The organism is Nitrosomonas sp. Nm34 (assembly GCF_900113925.1).
In the GTDB taxonomy this organism is placed as follows: domain Bacteria; phylum Pseudomonadota; class Gammaproteobacteria; order Burkholderiales; family Nitrosomonadaceae; genus Nitrosomonas.
Genome location: NZ_FORD01000010.1, coordinates 1 through 23722, shown reverse-complemented (window position 1 = coordinate 23722; position 23722 = coordinate 1). Strand labels below are relative to the sequence as shown.

Sequence of the window (23722 nt, the reverse complement as noted above, 5' to 3'; positions counted from 1 at the left end):
GAATTCAATATGAATTGGACACCTTACATTATTATATTGTTGCTGATCTCTTTCATAAGTATTACTCAAGCAGCCGAACAAGCTCCTTTTGGCAACCAGATTAAAGCAGTTACCAACTACAACCGCGCTACCACACAAATTGCTACTGGGGGCAAATTGAATGAAGGAGGTGTGCAGGAACTGGCCGAAGGAGGCTTTAAAACAGTCATTGACTTACGCACCGAATCTGAGGGTACTCTGGCAGAAAAGCAGACTGTTGAAGCTGCTGGCATGCGCTATATTAATATCCCGGTAACCGGTGCCGGTATTAGTGAGGAACAATTGACTAATTTTAGCAGCATAATTGAGCAAGCTGCCACCCCCGTGTTGCTACACTGTGCCTCAGGAAATCGCGCTGGTGCCATGTGGACGGCTTATCGCCTGAGCAAAGGAATAGCCCCAGACATCGCTTTTGAGGAAGGCCGTACTGCAGGTATGCAAATCAGTATGGAAGAAAAAATCAAAGATAGCTGTCGTACGAAAAATATGTGTTGAAGATCAGCCAAATGAATAATTTTGCTGGATCTCTCCATCTTGTTTTCATTGTTGGGCCAAATTCCTGATCCGGTGAATTTGATATTTTCTTAAATCTTTTGCAAGGGAGTGATTAAGCATAGGGCGAAGATGAGTAAGCGAGATAACGTAACTCTCTTCGGTTTTAAATGGAAATTTCAAAGTGCATGATATGCCGCCTTCATCTCCCAAATAATGAACATCGATAATTTCTAGCCGTTGATTAATTTTGAGTTTTATATTTCGCTGTTCTAGTAGCGAAACAAATCTTTTATTTAGATGGATAAACAGGAATTGGTAAACAATTCTTCATTTTATTCATTAATTCCATTGCTTCTTGATAATCATCGATCATGACACACCAACACTTATATTATTATTTACCAATCTGCCGATTCATAGCCATTTTGAGCTAGGCCTAACGAATAGCTTTATCCGGTGTCATCCCCAAGTTGCAATAAGCGCTGCTCTATCGACGGCAGATAAACTTTGTTGAACTAAACTAATGGGGAAGAGATGCTTATAAGAATTGTAAGTTTGCGGAAGGAAAAGTCAACTAACAGTTGTGACGAGCAGTATCGGGTGTGCTAAAAAAGAGCGCTCTGGTGTAACTGGACTCTTATGTTTGCTTCTCGATCTTTGTCTGGATTGATCCATCTTAGACCTACTCAGCCTACATGAGCGCACGCATCCTCGATGGATTCATGAAAAGGTGGCACTTATTGTCTTACAAAATAAATGAATTAACCGACAAATAAGCTTAGCGGAAAGTGGTTGACTGAAGCATCAAGTTATACCTTTAAAACACCTATTTTTATGTTTCAGAATCTAGAATTCTATATATATCCCCGATTACTTCTTGCAATTTCTTACTGGATAATGACTTCATAGAATACTCTTTATTTAATTCTTTGGCGTTTGAGCTATTATCGAAAGTCTCAATTAATTTTTTCTTTGTCCATTTTTTTTGTAACAAATCCAGGGGACAAAATATATTGCTCTGGAAAATACCAGAATTCACTTCCTGTTGAATCAACCATCCGAGTTTTGTTTTCAGCTCCTTCCAGGGGCAAGGATACACAGATTTCGGCCAATTGCTTAAGGTTATGTGCAGAATACAATTTTTCGGAGGATATAATAAGTACAGGATATTCCGGTCTCCTGAGAAAGATTCTAAATTCCATTTCTTCCATAAATTCAATTTCTAGAAATAGTGTCAGTCATTACATCTTACAAAATAAACAAAAAATTAACTGACTGCTTGGTAAGCATAAATTATACTTCATGCACTATGCAATGACTGCCCCCATTCTGTGCTGCAATTGCAAACCTGGCAAACGATCAACCATATTGCACTTGGTCGAAAAGCCGCTCAATCTGGAACCTCATTTTTTCACTCAATGATTTCTTGCTCACATATTTAATTTCATAAATATCCGCATCTTTGCTGCTTTCCAGCAAGTAATCGTCACTGGTTTTCAACTCATCGATCAGCTTCTTTTCCAATGCGCGTGTTCCGGGCCAACTTTCACCTGTAGAGACTTGAACGATGTCAATTTCAGGTCGGTGCTGAACGATAAATTCTTTAAACAATAGGTGAATATCCTCTATTTCTTCACGAAATTTAGCCTTCGCTTCATTGGTATTTTCACCAAATATGGTCACAGTTCTTTTAAAATCACCTGCTGTAAACTGTTCAAATTCAATGTCATGCTTTTTTAATACTTTATTAAAATTAGGTATCTGGGCAATTACACCAATGGAGCCTATGATAGAAAATGGCGCGGCCATAATACGGTTCCCGACGCACGCCATCATATAACCTCCACTGGCAGCGACTTTATCGACTGAAACCGTGAGTGGAATGTTTTTCTTCCGAATACGCATAAGCTGGGATGCCCCCAGCCCATATCCATGGACTATGCCGCCACCGCTTTCCAATCGTACAAACACCTCATCTTTTTCAGTGGCCACCGTCAATATAGCAGTAATCTCCTCTCTCAGTGACGATACGGCCGAAGCACGAATATCACCATGAAAGTCCAACACATAGATACGCTTTTTTTGGGTGCCATTATTTGTACCTGCAACAATTCCTTTTATTTTTTCTTTTTCCTCTTTTAGATATTTTTTTAATCCCTTTTTATGTAATATGCTGGCGTTCATCGCCATCGCCATATCATCATATTTTTTATTCAATTTCTTAATTTCAATAAACTCTTTTTTGCCTGATCGCTTTCTGCTGGACATAAACGCGAAGAACAGCGCCACTGCTATAATAGCAATGACAATTGTTACAGTTTTCGCCAAAAATAGTCCATAACTAATAAAGAATTCTGACATTGTCTGAATACCACCTTATATACTAAAGAAGTTAATTATTTCGCCATCTGTTAACAGTCAAATGTTTATAGAAACATTATCTTACCTGCCTATTCAAATTTAATCCGGGTGGAGCACAAAAAAATAAATCTATGCCACATTAACGGTTGAAAATGTGTTGTTTTTCCAATAGCTATCGATAACATTATTCATTCCTCCGAATTTTTATTTTTGATTATTTATTTTTAATTTCCGTTATTTGTTGGTATGTGTTTTTCGTTTAATAAGTCATTCTGCAATCATCATATTTTTAGCACTATTCTTCAATGAAACCAAGGCATCTGTGTTTGTAGTCATCAGCCTCACTTATCTGCTCAATCATTTTGTAAAAATTGATTATCTGAAGTAAACATTTTATTTTTTATCAATACCACCCCGCGATAATAACGCTACATTTCCCCCTACCGCTGCCGTATTGATGGAGACTACCCGTTCAGTAGCAAAGCGTTGCAAATAATGTGGGCCGCCAGCTTTGGGACCGGTGCCGGAGAGCCCTTCACCACCGAAGGGTTGGGAGCCAACCACAGCACCGATCATATTGCGGTTGACGTAAATGTTGCCGCAGCGTACATGTCGGGTAACGTAGTCGATGGTAGAATTGATGCGGCTGTGGATGCCGAGTGTCAGGCCGTAGCCACTTTGATTGATCGCATCAATTACTTCATCTAAGTAGCCGGCCTGATAGCGAATAATATGGAGAATAGGGCCAAATACTTCGTGCTGGAGTTGGCTGAGTCTTTCAATCTCATAAATATGTGGGGCGAAATAACTGCCCTGCTCGCTCTCTTGCGGTAATTGTATAATCTTGATCAGGCGAGCCTCCTGGTCCATTCGTTCACAGTGCTGTTGCAGTTCGTCGCAGGCTGAAAGGCTGATAATGGGGCCAATATCGGTGCTAAGGTGAATAGGGTTGCCGATAAGCAATTCATCCATCGCGCCACTGAGCATTTCTATGATCGGCTCTGCGACTTCCTGTTGCAGAAAAAGGACGCGCAGTGCTGAGCAGCGCTGACCCGCACTGTTAAAGGCAGAAGTAATCACATCTTTTACTATCTGCTCCGGCAATGCTGAACTATCGACAATCATGCTGTTCTGTCCTCCCGTTTCGGCAATAAAAGGGAGTATGCGCTCACCTTGGGCTAGTGCCTGGTTGATCTGGCGCGCAGCGCTGGTAGAACCGGTAAAAGCAACACCAGCGATGCGTGCATCGCTTACCAGCTTCATGCCAATTTCACTGCCACTACCGGTAATGAAATGGAGCACCTTTTGAGGGACGCCGGCTTCGTGCAACAGACGTACCATGTACGCGCCACATAAAGGTGTAAGAGCCGCTGGTTTGGCTATCACAGAGTTGCCCGCAGCAAGTGCAGCAGTAATTTGGCCGGTGAAAATGGAGATCGGAAAATTCCATGGGCTGATGCAGATGAACACACCACGCCCGGTCAGCCGCAATTGATTACTTTCGCCCGTGATTCCGGGCAATATAACGGGATGGACAAAATGGTGGCGCGCCTGAGCAGCATAGTAGCGGCAGAAATCGATGGCTTCGCGCACTTCACCGAGCGCGTCATGAATGGTGCGCCCGCCTTCACGAATAATAAGCGCCATCAATTCAGCGCGTTGCTCTTCTAATAGATCAGCCGCTCGCTCCAACCGGGCGGCGCGTTCGCTCGCATGCGTATTGCCCCATTCAGGTGCCGCTTGATAGGCAGTCTGGAGTGCTTTCTCAACTGCGCTGCTATCAGCAAGGATCACTTCACCGACAACATCAGTGTGATCGGCGGGGTTGAGAATAGTTTGCACCCTTCCTGTGAGAATATGGCCATCCACTATCGGTGCCGCATGCCATGGTTGCTTAGATGCTATTTCCAATGCTTGCTCGAGGTGTATCTGCGCATCGGAATCAGCAAGATTGATGCCACTGGAATTAAGCCGTTCCTTACCGTAGAGCTGACGTGGCTGCGGAAGCCGTTGTTGGTAGCGTTCCAGTTCACTTAGCGGATCAGTTATGGTCTCATCAACGGTAACCTGTTCGTTCGCTATTTGATTGACAAAAGAACTATTGGCGCCATTCTCCAGCAACCGCCGCACCAGGTAGGGTAGCAACTCCTGGTAGTTGCCAACAGGTGCATAAACGCGGCATCTAAGCTGTGGATATTCATCGAACACGGTGGTATAGAGAGCTTCACCCATACCATGCAAACGCTGAAACTCAAAAGACCGCTGCCCGGCCATGATAATAAGGGTGGCAACAGTACGGGCATTATGCGTAGCAAATTGAGGATAAAAGAGTTCACCATGGTCGAGGAGCCGGCGTGCGCAGGCCAGATAGGAAACATCGGTCGCTGCCTTGCGAGTGAATACCGGATAACCGTCGAGACCGCGCTCCTGTGCCTGCTTGATTTCAGTATCCCAGTAAGCTCCTTTCACGAGACGGACAGGAATCTGGCGTTTACCCTCGCGAGCCAATTGTGCCAGCCAATCGATCACATGAATGGCTCGCTTCTGGTAAGCCTGCACCGCCAAGCCGAAACCGTGCCAACCGCTAAGCAATTCGTGACGATATACCGTTTCAAATAAATCAAGCGAAAGATCGAGCCGTTCTGCTTCTTCTGCGTCGATAGTCATGCTGATGTTGGCAGCTTTGGCAGCAACCGCCAGTTGCAGTATTCGTGGTGATAATTCATCCAGCACTCGCTGCCGCTTGGTATATTCATAACGAGGATGGAGCGCAGAAAGTTTCACTGAGATACTGGAATGCTTATGCAGGTCGCCAGGACTGATCTGTTCGCTAAGCACCGTAATAGCATGGTAATAGTGCTCAAAATAACGCTCTGCATCGGCAGCAGTGAGTGCCGCCTCTCCGAGCATGTCAAAGGAATAGCGGTAACGTTGGTTTCTATCCTCCCGACTGTGCCTCAATGCTTCATCCAAGGTACTGCCCATCACAAACTGATGGCTGATAAGGCGCATCGCCTGCTTAATCGCCAGCCGAATGACCGGCTCGCCGCTGCGGCCAATAAGACGGCTGAATAGCGAAGAGGATTCCTCCAGCCTAACAATCCTACCTGTTAACAACATACCCCAGGTGGAAGCATTGACAAAAAATGAAGAGCTATGCCCAAGATGGCGCTCCCATTCAGCATTGGAAAGCTTATCCTGAATCAGTCGGTCAGCGGTCGCAGTATCAGGGATACGCAGCAGCGCTTCGGCCAGAGACATCAACAACACGCCTTCCTGGCTGCTGAGGTCATATTCATGCAATAATGCCCCAATGCCACCCTCTCCCCATTCTCTGCTGCGTACCTTGTTGACCAAGTGCCGCGCTAGCGCCTGCACTTGCGCCTGTTCGCGCTCATTGAGCTGGATGAAGGGAAGTAAACGATTCAGCTGCTCAGCCTCCTCGCAAAGATAAGCATGATTGATCGCAGCTCGAACGGAGGTCAAGGATCGAAAGGGTGGGTCATGACTCATGATAAAAGACTCCCTCATTTAGTAACTCGGTAAAGATATTCAGGTTGCTTCCACTACCTCACGCCAGGTATTTCCACCAGCCCGTTTGGCTTCATACATCGCTAAATCCGCATGACGGCTCAGCTCCGCCAGGCTGCGACCATGGTTAGGAAAGTGAGCCAGCCCTACGCTGGCTGACAAGCGATGACTGCGTGTGCCGACATGAACTGGCGCGCGAGCCGCTTCCAGCAACCGTTTAATGACAGCTGTGACGATACCTGTACTGGCTGAAGGTGAAAGCAGCACTGCAAATTCGTCGCCACCGACACGTGCCACCAAATCTTCATGCCGCACACAAGCCTGCATACGCCGGGTCAAGGCGCGCAGCACCTGATCGCCTTCAGCATGGCCCCATTGATCGTTGACAGGCTTGAATTTATCCAGATCCACACTCAACAAGCTGAAGCATTGATCAGCCTCACTTTCAGTATACAGCTTGAAGCGTTGCTCGAGGGCACGGCGGTTAGGCAAACCGGTTAACTCGTCGATAAAGGCTGCCTTGCTTGCATTGCGGAGACTCTTAATGCGCCCTGTCAGGGCTAATGAAAAAACCAAACTCGCCAGAGTCGCTGTCATCGGTATGGCCAGCTCGGTTAAGCGATTCGGTATTAACCACCCGCAGAGACTTAACAGAAAAACGGTTATACCCGCCAATAGCAAGATATAAGCAACCAGGAAGTAGCGTGCTGACGTCATACCCTGATACCAGCGCCGAATTGTGATATAAAACACTAAAGCTGCAACCGGTAACGCTAGTGCAGCCAACACCAGAGATGGTAGTTCATGCAAGCTAGCTACACGCATTGCGATGATCAGTAAGTAACTCAGCATGATGATCTGTAACAACCGGTGGGTGTTAGGCAGATAGGTGCGGGTACGAAAAAAACTCATAATGAAACCAGCCAAGGTCAACCCCCACAGGCTGGGTAATACAATGCGTCCCATGACTAGCCATTGGGGCTCTTCGCGCCACCACCATTGAGCCGCGTGACCGTGCAAATAAACCAGGAGTGCGCCTAAGGCCAGAGTAGTCATCACATGCCAGCCGTAAACCGAATCACGCAAACTCAGCGCCATAAAAAGGTTATAGAGGCACATGACCAGCAATCCGCCATAGATGCCGCCTAACAGCAACTCACCCAGATGCTCATGGAATTCAAGATCATCCTCGTGCCACAATGTTACCGGAAAGCTTGCACAACCCGGGTCATAGGCACGCAGATAAACTGGTCCATGCTCAGGCAGGACAAAAGCGTACTGACGCCACTCGCGCTCGCGCCCAGCCTTGAACGGCACCCGTTCACCCGATGTGATCTCCTCAAATTCTCCGAGTGCATTGCGTCGGTATAAGCGCAAATCATAGAGGCTGAATGGCTCAACAACCAGCCACCAGGGAGCGCTATATTCTGTCTCGGCGCGACGAAAATCCAACCGCAGCCACTGCGCGCCCGATCCAAGGCTGGCGCCGCAGCGACCGCTGGCAGGGATGAAGCGCTGCGGTTCAGCCAGAATCTGTGACCAACATAGCTGTGCAGTGGCATCGGTTGCTGCTGCCATTTGCTTGTTGATCACCACACCGCTCAGACCTCGTTCGATGAGCAACTCATCGGCTTGCGCCGGTACGGGCAATCCCATTAGCAGAGCTAATAGCAACAGTAGCAGGCGAACATAATATTCATCAGGTATGCAGTCACTCAAACGGCTTATTCGAAGCATTGGGCACCAACTGACCAATTGCCCTTGTATAAGTATGGGAAAAATAATTAATTTATTTTGCATTCTTGCAATGTGCTCAAAACATACGATATGCGCCTAAAAATACTGACAAGAATTGATGGAGCCAGGTTGCATCTAGCTATCATCGCACAAATCCAAGAAGATTTAATTGTACTCTGGTGCTATTTAACCCATAGCAGACAAGATAAGTTGTACATCAAATCAGCATAAAAAATCACTCATTAGTGGGAAATGAGCTTTATTCCATTCCCAAATCTAGAATGACGCGAAGGCAAGCCGCAGGCAGTATTAATAATACGGCAAGCTGAGGCCGACAAAGTCAGGTTTGATTTAGAAATGGAAGTACTTGGCTCAATACAGGAAGACCATCGTTTTATCCGCTAATAATCCACTGGGTTGCGGACAGCGCTTCTCTTTGCCAAACCTTTTCTGGTAAGCAAACCGTGGACGCTGCTGCCACTTTTGTGAAAATAGCTGATCGGTAACAGCAAGATCCGCGTGATTACGAGAGGGATTAAAATGCGCACAAATATGCTGATATGAGGCACGCCGTTTCCAATAAACATAATGAATGCCATCCATACTCATCCATTCCGGTTGCTGTTCACAGAGTATCAATTGCTTACGTGCTGCTAACTCAATCAAACCCTGATGGATTACCTTTACTCGTTCAACTGCTTCATTTCTGGAAAGCTGGCAAGAGGGATAAAACAGATTGCGAAAAAGTTGATAGCGCCATTCTGGCAGCGACTCAATCGACACAATCGGCAAATTGGTCATGACAATATACGCTGACTGTTCCTGCAATTGCTCGACACACCAGGTAATCCACTGCAGAATTTGGTGTGGCGGGAATCCATAGAGGACATCGTTGCCAATATCAGTCAAAAAGGCATAAGTGGGTCGTGCCTTCCCCGCCTCGAGTTGTGACCATAAATCACAGGCAATAATACCCGGTAATTCCCGTATCAGCACTTGACTGCTCTCACCATAAGAACGACCATGGCCCGCAGCAGCCAGCACTTCACTAGGTCCACCACAATGATGTTGAATCTGCTGAATAACCAAGCGCAAAGACAAGGTCAAATTACTGGCACCTAACAGGACAATCCGGTTTACTGGAGAAGACTGCTGATATAAGGCCGTTAGCATCGCTTGATTCATGAAGTCATTCACTCTGTTTTTTCATATAAATCAAATTACAAGCTTAACTCAGATAAACCTCTCAAGAATAGTGTACGATTTAATCATATTTAGTCATGATAGGCGCTTCTCATATGTATTCAGTTAATTAAGAAGGCTAAAACAGCCTACTATAATTAAACTTATTTTGGTAAATGCTTCAAACCATGCAAATCATTTCGATAAAAAATCAATTGCGCGATTGCGTGACTTTTGCGAAAAAATTTTGATGAAAAAATGCTGCTTTCTCAATATCAGTACTTTTCTTTTGGTATGGATTCTGATCACTGAACCAATTTTTGCAAGTTTATTAATTATTGATACGAAAGGTTATGCTTCTGGCCGATTAAGTAGCGTAAGTCTTGAAAGAACTTTTAACAACGCCTATGTTGGCGAGGTACTACTTGGCTATGACAGCATAACTTTTATCAGTTTTGGCAATCAGCCGCCTAATTTAGTTTCTAATCCATGGCTGTTTTGTTTTGAAAAAGATCGTTATAAAGCGATCGAAAAGTTTATCGGCAATAATGTTGTGCTTGAATTCAAAACACCCAAGAAAAATGCATTACTTTCTTGTTCTGCAACGAATGAATTAATGGCAATCTATCCAGTAGATGAAAACCAGACAATAGAACAAGCTCATTTTATTGGCAGCATTCATACCAATGATCCTGAAATATCCTCTGGGGTCGAATTTGGTAGAATAGTCAACGTGATTGAAAATAAAGATCGCTTTAGAAATTATTTCATGACCATCCAGATGGGAAGTGGAGGAAGCAAATTCCGCCATTTTATTATGGATGACCCTGATTTATTTGATTTTGCTGTCAAATGCCTAAAAATGGCGGCAAGGGTAAAAATACATTATAGTGAACGGTTCTCTATGAGAAATCTTTTTGGATTGAGCTCGATGTCATTTGTCTCGGAAATAGAAGTGGTTGATTAAACACGTCATCCACAAAAAGTAAAGATTAAGATAGATGATGATGCCCAGATGGTAGAATTGGTTTTTTTAAGTTTCTTAAGTATCCTTAACAGATTGCTGAGCATACTATTTACAACGTTTCCGCTGCGGTATTAAAAACAGACTCAGAATGTTCATTGATCAGGTATAAACTCCGCTTTTTGCCTGTTTTTTCAGCAGCTCCGTGGCGAAGACCCGTATAAAGGCACAAAATCAGGTTTGACGATTTGCAAAAAATTGTTGAATGCCATGGGGACATAGCTGGATTGAATCGAAGCCAAGCCAAGGCTCAAGCTTTTTCTTCACCATTTCCCTATTAAATTAACCTGATGTGGGAACTCAAGCTATGGTTACCACTCAAATCAGACTACCCTTCTGTATCCTCTTAGTGGAAGGCAATCGTTGCTAACTTGCGTTTAACTCAAGAGTTATATAACGAAACTAGGGAAGCTGGATTAGTTCGTCAAGGTAGTCCGTAGTATTGAAGATTTCTAGTTAACGAAGTCACATTGCTTCCGAGAGTTGAAGTTGAATAGCAACGATACTCATGGCATCAGGGATGTCTGATCATGAACAATGAACACATCAAAGTCTTATTGGTAGAAGATAATCAAGTTGATTTGCCTCTCGTGCATGAGATGCTGAGCGAATCAAGACGAGAAAAATTCGTACTCAGATACGTTGATCGCTTGCAACATGCGCTTGATCTTCTTATTAAAGAACAGTTCGATGTAATGTTACTGGACCTCCAATTACCTGATGCCTATGGGTTATCAGCATTAATTGGAGTACAGACCTTAGCGCCGAATTTACCTATCGTGGTGCGCAGTGGGGTCAATGATGAACAACTTGCTATGGATGCCGTTCATAGTGGAGCGCAGGATTATATCGTTAAAGGTGAAGAAAGTAGTCCTTTACTTATCAAGGCGTTACGATATGCGATTGAGCGCAAACGTAGTGAGCAAAGTCTTGCTTATTTGGCGCATTATGATCCCCTTACCGATTTGCCTAACCGGGAATTATTTCGAGAACGCTTGAATCGGGCACAAGAGCGCACTAAGCGGTCAGGATATATGGTTGCCTTGATGTTTCTGGATTTAGATCACTTCAAGGATATCAATGATACATTGGGACATGACGCAGGCGATCAATTGCTGAAATTTGCAGCCCAAAGATTGAAACACTGCGTGCGAACCGAGGACACCATTGCACGTCTGGGTGGCGATGAATTCACAATTATTCTGGAACAAATAGAGCACAAAAAAGATGCTGCCAATATAGCGCAAAAGATCGTCGATGAAATGTCGCAATCATTTTTATTGAATGATAAAGATATTTTCGTAACCATGAGTATCGGCATTGCGATATATAAAGAAGGAGACCAGACCTCAGAAGAATTAATAAAACATGCTGATATGGCGTTGTATGCAGCCAAAGCGAAAGGACGTAGCAATTATCAATTCTTTGAAGCAAAAATGAATACGCTGATTACCCAACGCATGGCGATGGTAAAAAATTTAAAGCTTGCCTTGGAGCGAAATGAATTTGTTTTACATTACCAACCTCAGGTAGATCTGAGCATAAATCAGCTGGTTGGTGTGGAAGCGTTATTGCGTTGGCAACATCCTGAAATGGGGTTGTTGCAACCTAATAATTTTATTCCTCTATTGGAAGAAACCGGCTTGATTATACCGGTCGGAGAGTGGGTGTTACATACAGCTTGTCAGCAATGTTGCCTATGGCGAGAGGCTGGTCTTCCCAGAATTCGTATATCAGTTAATTTATCAGCCAAACAATTTCGCCAGCTTCAATTGGCAAATACCGTTAAGAAGACGCTTGACGAAACAGGAATGGATCCAGAACACCTTCATTTGGAAGTGACAGAAAGTCTCTTGTTATCTAATGTTGCCGAAACAATCTCTATCTTAAATGAATTGAATGATCTCGGCGTGCATATATCTTTAGATGATTTTGGAACAGGCTATTCATCATTAAACTATCTGCATCGCTATCCTTTTGCCAGCCTGAAAATCGATCAGTCCTTTGTAAAAAGCATTACTCGCAATTCTAAAAGTGCAGCTATTATTTCTGCGATCATCTCGCTTGCCCACAACTTGGGATTGAAGGTCGTAGCTGAAGGGGTTGAATACCATGAACAATTGCCAGCCTTGTTGAATATGAAATGTGATGAAGCGCAAGGATATATTTTTGGTGTGCCCCTGTCTTCAGCAACTTGTGAAAAGATGTTCGAAAATATCTTCAATCAGAACTCGAAATTCTATGTTCGCAAGCCCTAAAATTAATGGATGAAAAAAGGACCATAATCATCCCCACTTCTTTTTTCTGATTTACCTACAGCACTAATGGCGCGAAGGCGAACCGTAGACTGTATCAATAATACGGCATGAAGCCAACAAATCCAGTGTTGGTTTGGAAATAAAATTAACAGAACGTTTCCTCATGGTTCTATATTTACCCAAATACTGCGAAAAACTTTTTCCTGAGACTGAACCAGATCTTTACAATACTGGCCTTTTATCAATTTCGATCCATCATCACTGAGAATCTGGACTCTGTTTTTTTCCTTCGGATAAACAATCAATGCCTCTGGATGCATCCCCTCAAAATCAATCTTATTGATTAGTCTGGGTGGCTCGGATGAATTACCTGACCATTGATAAAATTGGAACTTCCCATTATCATCATACGGTCCTGCGATAATGAAGTACGCGCCATTAATATCTGAATATTCGATACTGCGTATGCCTAAACCATCCAGTGCCAGGTAAATCGGTTTGCCCAACTTTGGCTGTTCATTTCCAGCAATCACTTCTTGCGGATTTTCCAACGGAACTAATAGTGCCTTTCCGCTTGGAATAGGATTACGGAATCCAATTAATAAATTGCCTTGAGGGGTTCTTGTTAACCCTTCTATGTTGAGCCCATTCATGGATTCTGGCGCTTTTTTGGCAGACTTTCCAAGTTGATAGGGCTTTAGTTCTGCGGAATCGTCGAGAGCTTTAGCTAACCCAACATAAGGTTTGCCAATAGGTTTCAAATAGAACTTACCGTTAATAGTTTCAATTTCCGTCGCAAAGAAACGGTGACGGTTGAGACGCTCCTTGCCATCTTTGTTTGCACCATGCGAGGCGATCCAATAGATGCGGTTTTGAATAAGAGTGGCTCCCTCAATATCGATTTCTCGGTCCTTTGGATCGATTTCCAGAAATGAAGAAAGATCCTGCGAATAAATCGGCTCACCGGATTTACCCCTCTTATAGATCCTCAGTAGGTTGTCTTCGTCGTTGGCGACGATAAACATATCCGGTTCGACAGGAACAGCTGCGGATGCATCACACATGCCATAGTGCTGGGTAACGGGCAAGGACGTACCTGCGATAACAGATGGCATAAGAAATGTGGCAGTGATAGCAATTGTCAACCTGAAAGGTTTTATATTCATAAAAATGCTCCTGGCCTGTTGAGCCATTTATTTACCCTGGTGAATTCGTATCATTATTGGTAATTACAAAAAATTCTTGCACCCTCTTGCACCCCCTCCTACCAGCTTCTGAAACCTTACTAACCACCGTTTTATTCCCTTCTTATTCCATTTCCAAATCAAAAATGACGCGAAGCAAGCCACAGACAATATCAATAATACGGCAAGGTGAAGCCGACAAAGTAAGTTTTGATTTAGAAATGGAATTACTTATCTCTGCTGATTGTAAATGAATAAAAAAATAAGCCGGTCAATTCTTCTCGACCATCTGCTTATGGACAGTAAAAACTTCAGGTGAATTGGGGTCAACCACTACTCGTACCCAATGGATATCCCTGTCACCGAACGTTTCTACGCGGGTGACATTTTCTATATGCTTCTTACCTGCTCCACTACTGAATAAAGGTTTGTCTAAGCGAAAGTGGTGCGAATCACCATGCGCAAGCATGACAGGTTTGCTAAATTCGACTGATTCTTGCTCTAAAAGGTTAAGAATTTCCTCAAAACCAAGCCGCTTGTCGTTACCTTTCGCTAATTCAAATCTTGGGTTCGCCTGAAAAAGTAAGAAGACACCATGGGCATTACTTTCCCTGGCTTCGGTGAAAGTTTGTTTTATCCAAAAAAGGGCGGCATTGATACGGCGCTTCACTTCATCGTCATCAGCTTGAGTACGCGCTGAAAAAGGCAGCAATCCATTATTACTGCCAACGATATGCAATGTGGCAAATATGACACGATTCTTCTTCCAACGTACATTTTCCACGAACTCTGAAAAATCCGGATCCCTCGCCTGGGTCGTGACAGTCATTGTGCTCTGTCCCAGACTTACACCGGGCTGCGGGTAAAAAAGTTTTCGTAAATAAGCGAGCCTTTCGAGAGGCTGATATGAACCTGCAGTAAAACGATGGCAATCTGTCCATTCATTATCGCCCGGCGTCAAGATAAAAGGGAGCTGGAATTGCTGAAAGCGTTTCAGGCGATCGCGCAGCAACTCATCTGAACAAGGAGATAAACCTGTTTTAATATCTCCTGCATGAAGCACCCACGCTAGCTTTTGATCAGCATTAATTTCCTTAATTAAATGATCAAATTTGCGAAAATCGACGTTAGCATAAGGCATATCGCCAATCAGCGCGAACTCGAATGGCTTAACGTCTTCACTTTCAGTTCCGCTTGATTGAGCTGAAGCAATAGTGGAAAAAAATACCAGAAGAAGTGTTGAAATAATACAAAACCTAAATTGAACCATTGTATGTATTTTATTGAACGAGGAACGTTTGTTTGAGTTGCTCAGAATGATATACCACAAGCAATGGATGTTTAGTAGTACTCTATAACTGACACTTGCACCTATACAGACGGGTCTTATCCGTTTCTAAATTAAAACTGGCTTTGTCGGCTTCACCTTGCCGTATTATTGATACTGCCTGACCCCTCGTCTTCGCGTCATTTATGATTTGGAAATGGAACGAGAACAGGCGTTTTATAAACAGTAATTTTCAACCCAAGGGCTCAAGCAAAAACCTATTGGTTGTACTCGTCTTTTTTTCAGCTTCCGCTTCATAATTGAGAAGATCTTTGTTCTTGGCAGGCATTCACCTGGAAAAAAATCTTTAATCTTTTGTTTTTCTTATATTATTGAATCAAAATTAAGTAATTTTCCAATTAATAATTAATATAATTGACAGTCCATTTGGCTTTCGGTACATTGGACTTGAGTAAAGAATCATCTGTTTTCCTCTGGGCGTTAGCTCAATCATTAAGTTGAACTTAGGTGCAATTCGCGCAACAAACCTTTGATCGATGCATTGGCAGAACTTCAACCTCAACAGATAGTAAGGTTATCAATAAGGAGATGTCACAATGAATCAACAAAATGACAGGCCGAAATCACCGTTACCTGAGCAATCTCAAGAAAAGCCCGGGTTAGATTCTAACATGACCCCACAGCCGCGCTATAAAGCACCGCTTTACAAGGGTTCCGGCAAGCTTAAAGACAAAGTGGCCTTGATTACCGGTGGGGATTCTGGAATCGGACGAGCAGTGGCCGTGCTATTCGCCCGTGAGGGAGCAGATGTAGCCATTGTCTATTTGCCTTCAGAGCAGTCAGATGCGGAAGAAGCCAAAATTGCAGTAGAAGCGGAAGGCCGCCAGGCTCTCCTCCTTCCTGGGGATGTGACATCACGCAGCTTTTGCGAGCAGGCTGTAGAGCAAACCGTCACGCGATTTGGAAAATTAGACATTTTAGTCAACAATGCCGCCTATCAAGAAACGCGTCATAGTTTGGCCGAGATCTCTGATGAGGATTGGGATACCACATTCAGAACGAATATCTATGCCTATTTCTATATGGCCCGGGCCGCGTTGGCGCATATGAAAAAAGGAGCGGTGATTATCAATTGTGGGTCGATCACGGGCCTGGAAGGAAGCAAAAATTTGATTGATTATGCTTCGACAAAAGGAGCAATCCATGCTTTCACTAAATCGCTTGCCCAAAATTTGGCCGAACAAGGCATCCGTGTTAATTGCGTTGCTCCTGGACCGATCTGGACACCATTGCAGCCTGTATCGAAACCCCCCGAAGCCGTGGCCCAGCATGGAGCTGATACGCCGATGAAACGTCCAGGACAACCCGAGGAAGTTGCACCTGCCTTTGTCTTTTTTGCTTCAGAAGCCGACTCCAGTTACATCAGCGGAGAAATTATGACCATCTTAGGGGGTGAAACGCGGGCTGGCTAGATCAACTTTACCTAGAGTGTGCGCTACTCAAGGGCATACTTCTTTGAAATAGATTAGATTAATTATCTATTTAAATTAAAACGGTAAAATGATCGCTTGGTTTAGTTTATTGCTTGCTCATGATTAGTAGCGTTGGCTCTTGCACCGCTAATTCTTGACAATCATCAATTGGATTTGCTGAATTGAATCATTAACGGTGCAAGTTCCATGAGGTCAGCAAATAAACGAGATATTTAATAATCTGCTTGCTCGCCTTACTGCCGTATCTGCAGATGTGGTTAAACGATCGCAAATAGACCATCCAACTATGCAGATTATCTACTTACTGCCTAATCCCATAATAAGAATTAATTTTATTCACCCAGGACTCGTCTGCCATGTCGGGCCAGTGATCCTTATCAAATCCTGGTGCATCTTTAAGACGTTCTTTATCCACATTTAACACAAAACGCTTATTCTCAGGATCGAGCTTCAATGCTTTCCAAGGCACCGCAAAAAGCTTTTCTCCTATACCGAGAACGCCGCCAAAAGACAACACTGCATAACTTACAGTACCCTTGGTCGTATCAATCATGATTTCTTTAATATCACCCAGATCTTCACCAGCTTGATTGTAGACATCATCTCCAATCAATGTATCTGCCCCCATCAACCGAGGCCCAGGTCCATCATTTCTATTTTTGTACATACCATAAGTATCGCGATCTTCATAGCTCATGTTCATCTCCTATCAAAATAACTTTAGAAAGGGTTCTTGCGATCATCTTGCTGTCGCTAAACCTAACGCGTTAAACGTGTACAACCATCTCGACACGCTGTGAACAAAACAATACACCCAGAACTGAGCACGGTCTGTACGCTAGCACACTTATGTGCTAAGCATGCTGACCAGACACTAAACAATCTGCTAAACAATAATGTGCGCTTCCGAACAGACTGATTTTCTCCGGGATGAGAAGCTTATAAATCGAATGTTTGTGTTGCATATAAAGCAGGGAAAGTCAGCTATACACTTCACTCACACCTCCACTAAATGGGTAGATATTAAGGTTCTCTTGAGTGAGTAATTAATGAGGATAAAAATGGCTATCATAAAATGGATTGGAATTGCCCTCCTTACACTGGTTATTTTAGTTGTATTGTTGCTCGCGTTAATGAGTTCAAATTGGGTGCGGGATATAGCTGCGCAACAGATCAGTGAACGAACAGGTCGAAAACTCACAATTAATGGTGATTTGAGCATCAATTGGTCCTTGACGCCCCACATAAGGTTTGAGCAAATACAGTTTGAAAACGCAGCATGGAGCAAACAACCGAATATGCTAGAGCTTGCAGCTCTTGATCTCAGTATCGATCTGATTGAACTCATTCATGGCCGTGTAATACTTCCTGAAATTATTCTTACTAAACCCAATATTATTTTAGAAAAATCTCCCAATGGCGAACCTAACTGGGAATTACCAATCGAGAAAGATGAGACGAAGGAGCGTGCAGAATTACCAATTATTGAGCGCTTGCAGATTGAAGGAGGCCGTCTTGCTTATCGGGATTTATCCGCGAATACAGAGATTAACGCAAATTTTGAGACAGCTAAAGGACAGGCTGACGGCGAAGATGCGACTCATTTACACGCTAAAGGAAAGCTTAAGGGAAACCCATTAGCCATAAATTTAACTGCAGGACCATTAGTTGCGCTTCGTGAAGCAAAAGCACCCTACCCGTTGACCCTAGATTTTCAAACGGGCGACACCGCGATTAGAGTTAAAGGTACTGTGACAGAGCCTCTGCAACTTAAAGGCGTAGATTTGCAGTTTGCCATGAAAGGCCCTGATCCTGAGCAATTATCAGACATAACCGGATTACCAATGCCCAGCCTACCGCCTTATCAGTTTAAAGGGCACTTGTCTTTTCATGAAAATACCTTGCAAATTAAAAAACTAAATGGGCACGTAGGGGATAGTGATATGGCGGGAAATGTTAACGTGAAGATAGGTGAGCGGCAGCCTTTTATAAAGGCGAATCTGACCTCAAAAAAAATAGACTTAAATGATTTTGGACCAATAATTGGCCTGGCTCCAGGGACTGGACCTGGAGAAACTGCCTCGGCAGAACAGAAAGAACAAGCAAAAGAGCAAGCCGCCAGCCCCTATGTACTGCCCAAAAAGTCTATCAAATTTGATGACTTACAGAAGATAAATGCCGATATTACTTTGCAAAGCAAGCATGTTAAGTCAAAGCTGCCAGTAGATAAGCTTTCTACGCGAGCAGTCATTAAGAATGGTCATTTAATTCTTAATCCTCTAACTTTTAAGATCGCGACTGGGAGCATACAGTCTCATCTTGAGCTCGATACAAGAACCAAACCCGTTAAAAGCAAATTAGAAACTAAAATACACCACGTTCGTTTAAATGAAATTTTACGCCGCTTTAAGATTGCAGAGGAAAGTGCGGGCATAATCGGCGGCGAAGCCACCTTCTGGTTCAAGGGAGATTCTGTTGCAGAAATGCTAGCCTCGGCTGATGGCGGCTTGCTGATGCTAATGACAGGAGGCCAGCTTGATCATTTGTTGGTAGAACTCGGTGGCCTTGACGTTGGGGAAGCTTTGGTTGCGTTATTCGGCAAGAAGGATAGTACTGAAATCAACTGTGCTTTTGTTGATCTTCCCACCACTGGCGGAATCATGAAGATAGGTAATTTTGTTATAGATACTGAGGACACTGTATTTTTCAGCAAAGGGACTATTGATTTCAAGAAGGAGCAATTAGATCTGGTCATTGACCCTAACCCTAAGGATTTGAGTGTATTTTCAGCTCGTGCGCCTCTCTACATAAAAGGTAGTTTCAAAGAACCAGACTTTACTCCTGGTGCAAGAGCGATTGCACGAGGCGCATTCTCACTTGCGTTAATACCGGCAGCGCCAATTGTAAGTCTATATGCATTCATTCAGGAAAAAGAAAAAGAGCAGAAAGGTAATAATAATCAGCAGAGTGACCGCTGTTCCCGTTTTATAGACACATTAAAAGAAGCTCACAAATAAAATTATATTTATTTTCATGAAATATGGAGAAATAAATGAGCCATAATGCGCTTCGTAATATAAGAATGATGAGTTATTTACTCATCCTATGTGCCTTGAGTGGCTGCGCTGGTTTATTTTCCCATGAGCCATTTACCCATGAGCCATTAATTAAAAAAGAAGATCAAGAAGATTTAACTTTAGCCATGCAAGTAAAAGCAAAACTGATTGAAACGAAGGAACTTAGTGCCGCCGCTATACATGTAGAAGCATCTAATGAAGTGGTGATATTAAGTGGTTTTGTTGAAACAGAATCTCAACGTCAGTTAGCTGGTTCTGTTGCAAAAAAAGTACCTAACGTGAAGCAAGTAGATAACAAGATTAAAGTGAAATAAGCAAAGCGATTAAGAGGATAGATGGAAGTGGAGCTAATTTATAGCTAGAGCGCGCAATTTTCGGCTGAAACTGGTCTGTTTATTTGCTAACAATAGAAGATCTAAAGAAAAAAAATGAATCTACTTGGTAACTGGCAGTTCCAGCTCACCTTACTGGCAAGCGTTGCGTTCGCAATGCTGCTGGGTGGCTGCATAGGGTTTGAGCGCGAAATTAGTCAACGCCCGGCTGGCATGCGCACCCATATGCTGATCGGAGGTGCTGCAGCGCTGCTGCTGGGTATTGGCGATCTCTTGGCTGAGCACTTTAGCGAGGAAACCTATTCGCAGCTGATCAGAGCCGATCCCATCCGTATTATCGGAGCTGTAGTCACCGCAGTGGCATTTATCGGTGCGGGCACCATCATCCAGCACGCGCGACGTAATTCAGTCCTAGGGCTCACAACGGCGGCTTCACTGTTACTGACGGCATCTATCGGCATTGCCGTAGGTTTGCGCCAATACATCCTTGCGATCGGTGTGACTTTCCTGGCGTTGGTGGTTCTGCACTGGCTGCCTAAGCCCAAAGATACAGATTTCTAATCATACGCGGCTACGATAAGTATCAATTTTGCCTTGAATTCATTCAAACTTGGCAATATTTTTAGTCAGTATTAATAGGTCATGCAAGATTTGGTTTCGGGGATGGGCATGCAAGTTTCATACTATGGTGTCCCTATTACACACATGTGTTTGACAGTAAATTTAACTTCCAGTACATTTCTTATTATCAGATGGCGTGTATTGGGCGTGTATTTTTCCTATATTGCATACAGGAGATGGCCGATGCGTTATTATGCGCTTGCTTGCGATTACGACGGCACTATTGCATTGAATGGGAAAGTGGACGAGCAGACCATGGCAGCGTTGGAGCATACGCGGAACTCTGGCCGCTCGCTTATTCTAGTTACCGGGCGCGAACTCGACGATCTGATGCGGGTATTTCCTCGAATCGATCTGTTTACCCGCGTTGTCGCTGAAAACGGTGCGCTATTATACCGTCCTGAATCGCGCGAAGCAATTGCACTTGCCCCGCCGCCCCCCCCAGAATTAATTGCGGAGCTACAAGCTCGCAAGGTGGCGCCGCTTTCCGTAGGTCAAGTGATCGTTGCAACGTGGGAGCCACACGAGATTACAGTGCTGGCAACTATCCGCGATCTCGGCCTCGAGCTAGAGGTTATCTTCAACAAAGGAGCTGTGATGGTGTTGCCGACTGGCGTTAACAAAGCTAGTGGGTTACTTGCAGCGTTGAACGAACTGGGACTGTCACCCCACAATGTAGTCAGTATCGGTGATGCGGAGAACGACCATGCTTTTTTGCGCATAAGCGAGTGCGCGGTGGCGGTTGACAACGCGTTGCCAAGCCTGAAAGCACGCGTTGACTGGGTGACTGCGCGCGACCATGGTGCCGGAGTGAAGGAACTGATTAAGCGATTGCTTGCTGATGACCTGCGCAGCTTGGCCCCGAGCCAGACACGCCATCAGATCGCTTTAGGCAAGCGTAACGATGAAGTGGTGAGCATTGATTCGTATGCTACCACCATCTTGCTGGCTGGTCCCTCGGCTAGTGGGAAATCCACTTTTGCGACCAGTTTTATGGAACGCTTGCGAGAGCAAACGTATCAATTCTGTATTGTCGATCCGGAAGGGGACTATCAACAATTGCAGGGAGCGATTTCACTAGGCGATAGTCGACAACCACCAGTTCTTGATGAAGTCCTCAAATTATTGGAACAGCCTAGCCAGAATGTAGTTGTCAACCTGCTAGGTATTACTTTGGAGGACCGCCCTGCTTATTTTGAAAAACTGCTATCGGCGCTTGTATCCTTGCGCGCACGCACCGGACGTCCACACTGGCTGGTAATCGATGAGGCCCACCATCTGCTGCCAACGTCGTGGAGTCCAGTTAGGGTGACGTTGCCGCAAGCACTGCATGGTCTTATGATGATTACGGTACACCCTGACCATGTCTCGGGCGCGGCTTTGTCTTTCGTTCAGTTGCTAATTGCTATTGGCCCCAAGCCGAAGGAAACGCTGCGTTCTCTCGCCCACGCCCTGGATCGTCCGATACCGGTTGACCCACCCCGCCATCTTGAGGCCGGAGAGGCGGTAGCTTGGCGGTTGAACTCGGATGTGCCGCCGTTCGTATTCGAATCAATTCCGCCGCAGGGTGAACGTAGACGCCACGTACGCAAGTATGCAGCAGGGGAATTGCCCCCAGAGCGGAGTTTCTACTTTCGAGGTCCAAAAGGCAAACTAAATTTGCGAGCTCAAAACTTGTCCCTCTTCTTGCAATCTGCCGAAGGTGTGGATGATGAGACCTGGATGTTCCATCTGCATCAAGGTGATTACTCGCGCTGGATACGCAATGCTATCAAGGACGACGAATTATCCCAAGAGATTGCGCAAATCGAGTGCCTTAATTTATCGCCTCACGAAAGCCGCGCGCGCATTCGTGAGCGGATAGAACTGCGCTATACCGGGTCGGCTTAGCGATCCCCTGTTTCATGAATTGGCGACCTTCACACTCATAGCTTTTAATTTTTCCTGAAAGATGTGCCTCTCTTCTTCGTTAGCCTTTGGGTGACGCAGGCTTTTTTATAAGACATCCCCACTGACGCCTTAAAGCATAATTGATATCCTAGGTCTGACTCCAGGCCGTCTGCGCACTCGTACTAATAAACGTCTGAATAATTCTTGACGTCCTGCGTCAAGGCCTCGATGTCAATTTTGGTGGAAGGCTTATCCGGGTTATCCTGGGATTGGGTATTTTGATCCAGCGCCATACTGCCGACATCTACGTAAAAACACTACGCCACTTGCACGATGATAAGGGTCACCTCCCCTCTAACGGGTAACCCCTTACGACAAAATACTATTAAACTATATAAACTGAAATTTATATGGCCATATGACGCACATTTCCTTAATAGACGCATTAATTGATGACATTTCGATTTGCTTATAAAGGTTATAGCCAAGAAAATGATTAAATAAAGAATCAAGAATCGAAACTTTAAGGCTCAAGCAAGATTGGGATTATTTCTGGCTTCGTCTCTCAGTTGGCGCACACGCTCGTGATTTCTTTTCACTCCTTCGCATAGTCGCTCTAGAAGTGCACGAAGATTATCAGGCATTTCTTGCCTCAGCGCATTTTCGTAAGCCATAACTGCTGTAGCTTCGCCCATTTCGCATTCTTCCAGTACCGCGAGGTTATCTTTTTTAGTAAGTGCCGTCTTAAGATTAATCCAAGTACGATGCAGGCCCCCTGCAGTCGTTCCACTCGTATCTGGATTCCCGCCATAGTGCATAACTTCGACACTTAAGGTTTTAACGGCTTCTTCACAACTTTGCGCACAGTCATTGAAATAAGCTTTCAAGGCTGGGTCACTTGCATTGTCTGCGCATGTTTTAAAACCTTCTGTACCATCGCGCGAAATCTCGACAAGTCCATTTAGTAACGTTGCAATTTCTATATTATTCATCTAATCCCCCATAAATAAAGGCTTACATAAAAAATAAAAAGAAGCCTAGGGTCTGTTGACGTTTTAAGATAAGTATTTCATAGGTAGAAACAAACTCGTAATATTGGGGTTCCCATACCACCAACAAAACGAGTTTGCGATGCCCCGAATAATGCTCAATGATGAGTACTGGTCGAAGCTGGAGAAGATTCTGCTTCAAGAATCGATTTATAACAAGC

General features: G+C 44.3%; 18 protein-coding genes. 8 read left to right on the top strand and 10 right to left on the bottom strand.

Annotation, left to right across the window (positions count from 1 at the left end):
- The first annotated feature begins 9 nt into the window (after positions 1-9).
- A complete protein-coding gene (locus BM283_RS06335; protein ID WP_090690988.1) occupies positions 10-534 on the top strand; it encodes a protein tyrosine phosphatase family protein in 525 nt (174 codons plus the stop codon).
- A 956-nt stretch (positions 535-1490) separates the two neighbouring features.
- Here BM283_RS06335 and BM283_RS06330 read toward each other — a convergent pair.
- The 5 genes from BM283_RS06330 to BM283_RS06310 all read right to left on the bottom strand — a co-directional run bounded on the left by BM283_RS06330 (position 1491) and on the right by BM283_RS06310 (position 9360).
- On the bottom strand, positions 1491-1745 hold the full coding sequence (locus tag BM283_RS06330; protein WP_217646455.1) for a hypothetical protein: 255 nt from the start codon (positions 1743-1745) through the stop codon (positions 1491-1493).
- Positions 1746-1893: 148 nt separating this feature from the next.
- Positions 1894-2895 (bottom strand): protease SohB, encoded by a 1002-nt coding sequence (gene sohB, locus BM283_RS06325; protein WP_090690986.1) that lies wholly within the window; start codon positions 2893-2895, stop codon positions 1894-1896.
- A gap of 393 nt (positions 2896-3288) precedes the next feature.
- Complete coding sequence (putA, locus tag BM283_RS06320) at positions 3289-6408, bottom strand: bifunctional proline dehydrogenase/L-glutamate gamma-semialdehyde dehydrogenase PutA (protein ID WP_090690983.1); 3120 nt, start codon at positions 6406-6408, stop codon at positions 3289-3291.
- Between the two features lie 39 nt (positions 6409-6447).
- Positions 6448-8163 carry a diguanylate cyclase gene (locus BM283_RS06315; protein ID WP_175492050.1) on the bottom strand — a complete coding sequence of 572 codons (1716 nt, stop codon included), beginning with the start codon at positions 8161-8163 and terminating at the stop codon, positions 6448-6450.
- 372 nt (positions 8164-8535) lie between these two features.
- The gene (locus BM283_RS06310; protein ID WP_254776225.1) at positions 8536-9360 is read right to left on the bottom strand and encodes a hypothetical protein; all 825 of its coding nucleotides are present in this window, start codon (positions 9358-9360) and stop codon (positions 8536-8538) included.
- Between the two features lie 154 nt (positions 9361-9514).
- Between BM283_RS06310 and BM283_RS06305 the strand changes: the two genes are divergently transcribed.
- Together BM283_RS06305 and BM283_RS06300 are read left to right on the top strand one after the other, a co-directional pair.
- The gene (locus BM283_RS06305) at positions 9515-10312 is read left to right on the top strand and encodes a hypothetical protein (protein ID WP_254776223.1); all 798 of its coding nucleotides are present in this window, start codon (positions 9515-9517) and stop codon (positions 10310-10312) included.
- Positions 10313-10899: 587 nt separating this feature from the next.
- Positions 10900-12627, top strand: a complete 1728-nt coding sequence (locus BM283_RS06300; RefSeq protein ID WP_175492049.1) for a GGDEF domain-containing response regulator — start codon at positions 10900-10902, stop codon at positions 12625-12627.
- Positions 12628-12788: 161 nt separating this feature from the next.
- Here BM283_RS06300 and BM283_RS06295 read toward each other — a convergent pair whose 3' ends face one another.
- On the bottom strand, positions 12789-13793 hold the full coding sequence (locus BM283_RS06295; RefSeq protein ID WP_090690979.1) for a DUF3616 domain-containing protein: 1005 nt from the start codon (positions 13791-13793) through the stop codon (positions 12789-12791).
- 289 nt (positions 13794-14082) lie between these two features.
- Positions 14083-15081 (bottom strand): metallophosphoesterase, encoded by a 999-nt coding sequence (locus tag BM283_RS06290; protein WP_090690977.1) that lies wholly within the window; start codon positions 15079-15081, stop codon positions 14083-14085.
- Positions 15082-15695: 614 nt separating this feature from the next.
- On the opposite strand from BM283_RS06290, the gene BM283_RS06285 reads away from it, so the two are divergent.
- Positions 15696-16571: an SDR family oxidoreductase gene (locus BM283_RS06285; RefSeq protein ID WP_090690975.1), complete on the top strand. Its 876-nt coding sequence runs from the start codon at positions 15696-15698 to the stop codon at positions 16569-16571.
- Between the two features lie 322 nt (positions 16572-16893).
- Here BM283_RS06285 and BM283_RS06280 read toward each other — a convergent pair whose 3' ends face one another.
- Positions 16894-17289 (bottom strand): PRC-barrel domain-containing protein, encoded by a 396-nt coding sequence (locus tag BM283_RS06280; RefSeq protein WP_090690972.1) that lies wholly within the window; start codon positions 17287-17289, stop codon positions 16894-16896.
- A 364-nt stretch (positions 17290-17653) separates the two neighbouring features.
- Between BM283_RS06280 and BM283_RS06275 the strand changes: the two genes are divergently transcribed.
- From BM283_RS06275 to BM283_RS06260, 4 genes are all read left to right on the top strand, one after another.
- Complete coding sequence (locus BM283_RS06275) at positions 17654-19609, top strand: AsmA family protein (protein ID WP_090690970.1); 1956 nt, start codon at positions 17654-17656, stop codon at positions 19607-19609.
- 35 nt (positions 19610-19644) lie between these two features.
- Positions 19645-19983, top strand: a complete 339-nt coding sequence (locus tag BM283_RS19885) for a BON domain-containing protein (RefSeq protein WP_254776222.1) — start codon at positions 19645-19647, stop codon at positions 19981-19983.
- A 114-nt stretch (positions 19984-20097) separates the two neighbouring features.
- Positions 20098-20562: an MgtC/SapB family protein gene (locus BM283_RS06265; RefSeq protein WP_090690968.1), complete on the top strand. Its 465-nt coding sequence runs from the start codon at positions 20098-20100 to the stop codon at positions 20560-20562.
- A 243-nt stretch (positions 20563-20805) separates the two neighbouring features.
- Positions 20806-22512, top strand: a complete 1707-nt coding sequence (locus BM283_RS06260) for an HAD family hydrolase (RefSeq protein ID WP_090690966.1) — start codon at positions 20806-20808, stop codon at positions 22510-22512.
- Between the two features lie 530 nt (positions 22513-23042).
- Here BM283_RS06260 and BM283_RS06255 read toward each other — a convergent pair.
- Positions 23043-23504 carry a ferritin-like domain-containing protein gene (locus BM283_RS06255; RefSeq protein WP_090690964.1) on the bottom strand — a complete coding sequence of 154 codons (462 nt, stop codon included), beginning with the start codon at positions 23502-23504 and terminating at the stop codon, positions 23043-23045.
- Between the two features lie 22 nt (positions 23505-23526).
- Positions 23527-23722, bottom strand: a 196-nt coding sequence (locus BM283_RS19365; RefSeq protein WP_217646454.1) for a hypothetical protein, incomplete at its 5' end; no start/stop codon positions are given.

Bases quoted from the DNA above. Each gene is read 5' to 3' on its own strand.
- BM283_RS06275 (WP_090690970.1), top strand. From the start codon at position 17,654: ATGGCTATCATAAAATGGATTGGAATTGCCCTCCTTACACTGGTTATT.
- BM283_RS19885 (WP_254776222.1), top strand. From the start codon at position 19,645: ATGAGCCATAATGCGCTTCGTAATATAAGAATGATGAGTTATTTACTC.
- putA (WP_090690983.1), bottom strand. From the start codon at position 6,408: ATGAGTCATGACCCACCCTTTCGATCCTTGACCTCCGTTCGAGCTGCG.
- BM283_RS06300 (WP_175492049.1), top strand. From the start codon at position 10,900: ATGAACAATGAACACATCAAAGTCTTATTGGTAGAAGATAATCAAGTT.
- BM283_RS06280 (WP_090690972.1), bottom strand. From the start codon at position 17,289: ATGAGCTATGAAGATCGCGATACTTATGGTATGTACAAAAATAGAAAT.
- BM283_RS06255 (WP_090690964.1), bottom strand. From the start codon at position 23,504: ATGAATAATATAGAAATTGCAACGTTACTAAATGGACTTGTCGAGATT.
- BM283_RS06295 (WP_090690979.1), bottom strand. From the start codon at position 13,793: ATGAATATAAAACCTTTCAGGTTGACAATTGCTATCACTGCCACATTT.
- BM283_RS06265 (WP_090690968.1), top strand. From the start codon at position 20,098: ATGAATCTACTTGGTAACTGGCAGTTCCAGCTCACCTTACTGGCAAGC.
- BM283_RS06290 (WP_090690977.1), bottom strand. From the start codon at position 15,081: ATGGTTCAATTTAGGTTTTGTATTATTTCAACACTTCTTCTGGTATTT.
- BM283_RS06260 (WP_090690966.1), top strand. From the start codon at position 20,806: ATGCGTTATTATGCGCTTGCTTGCGATTACGACGGCACTATTGCATTG.
- BM283_RS06335 (WP_090690988.1), top strand. From the start codon at position 10: ATGAATTGGACACCTTACATTATTATATTGTTGCTGATCTCTTTCATA.
- BM283_RS06330 (WP_217646455.1), bottom strand. From the start codon at position 1,745: ATGGAAGAAATGGAATTTAGAATCTTTCTCAGGAGACCGGAATATCCT.
- BM283_RS06315 (WP_175492050.1), bottom strand. From the start codon at position 8,163: ATGCTTCGAATAAGCCGTTTGAGTGACTGCATACCTGATGAATATTAT.
- sohB (WP_090690986.1), bottom strand. From the start codon at position 2,895: ATGTCAGAATTCTTTATTAGTTATGGACTATTTTTGGCGAAAACTGTA.
- BM283_RS06285 (WP_090690975.1), top strand. From the start codon at position 15,696: ATGAATCAACAAAATGACAGGCCGAAATCACCGTTACCTGAGCAATCT.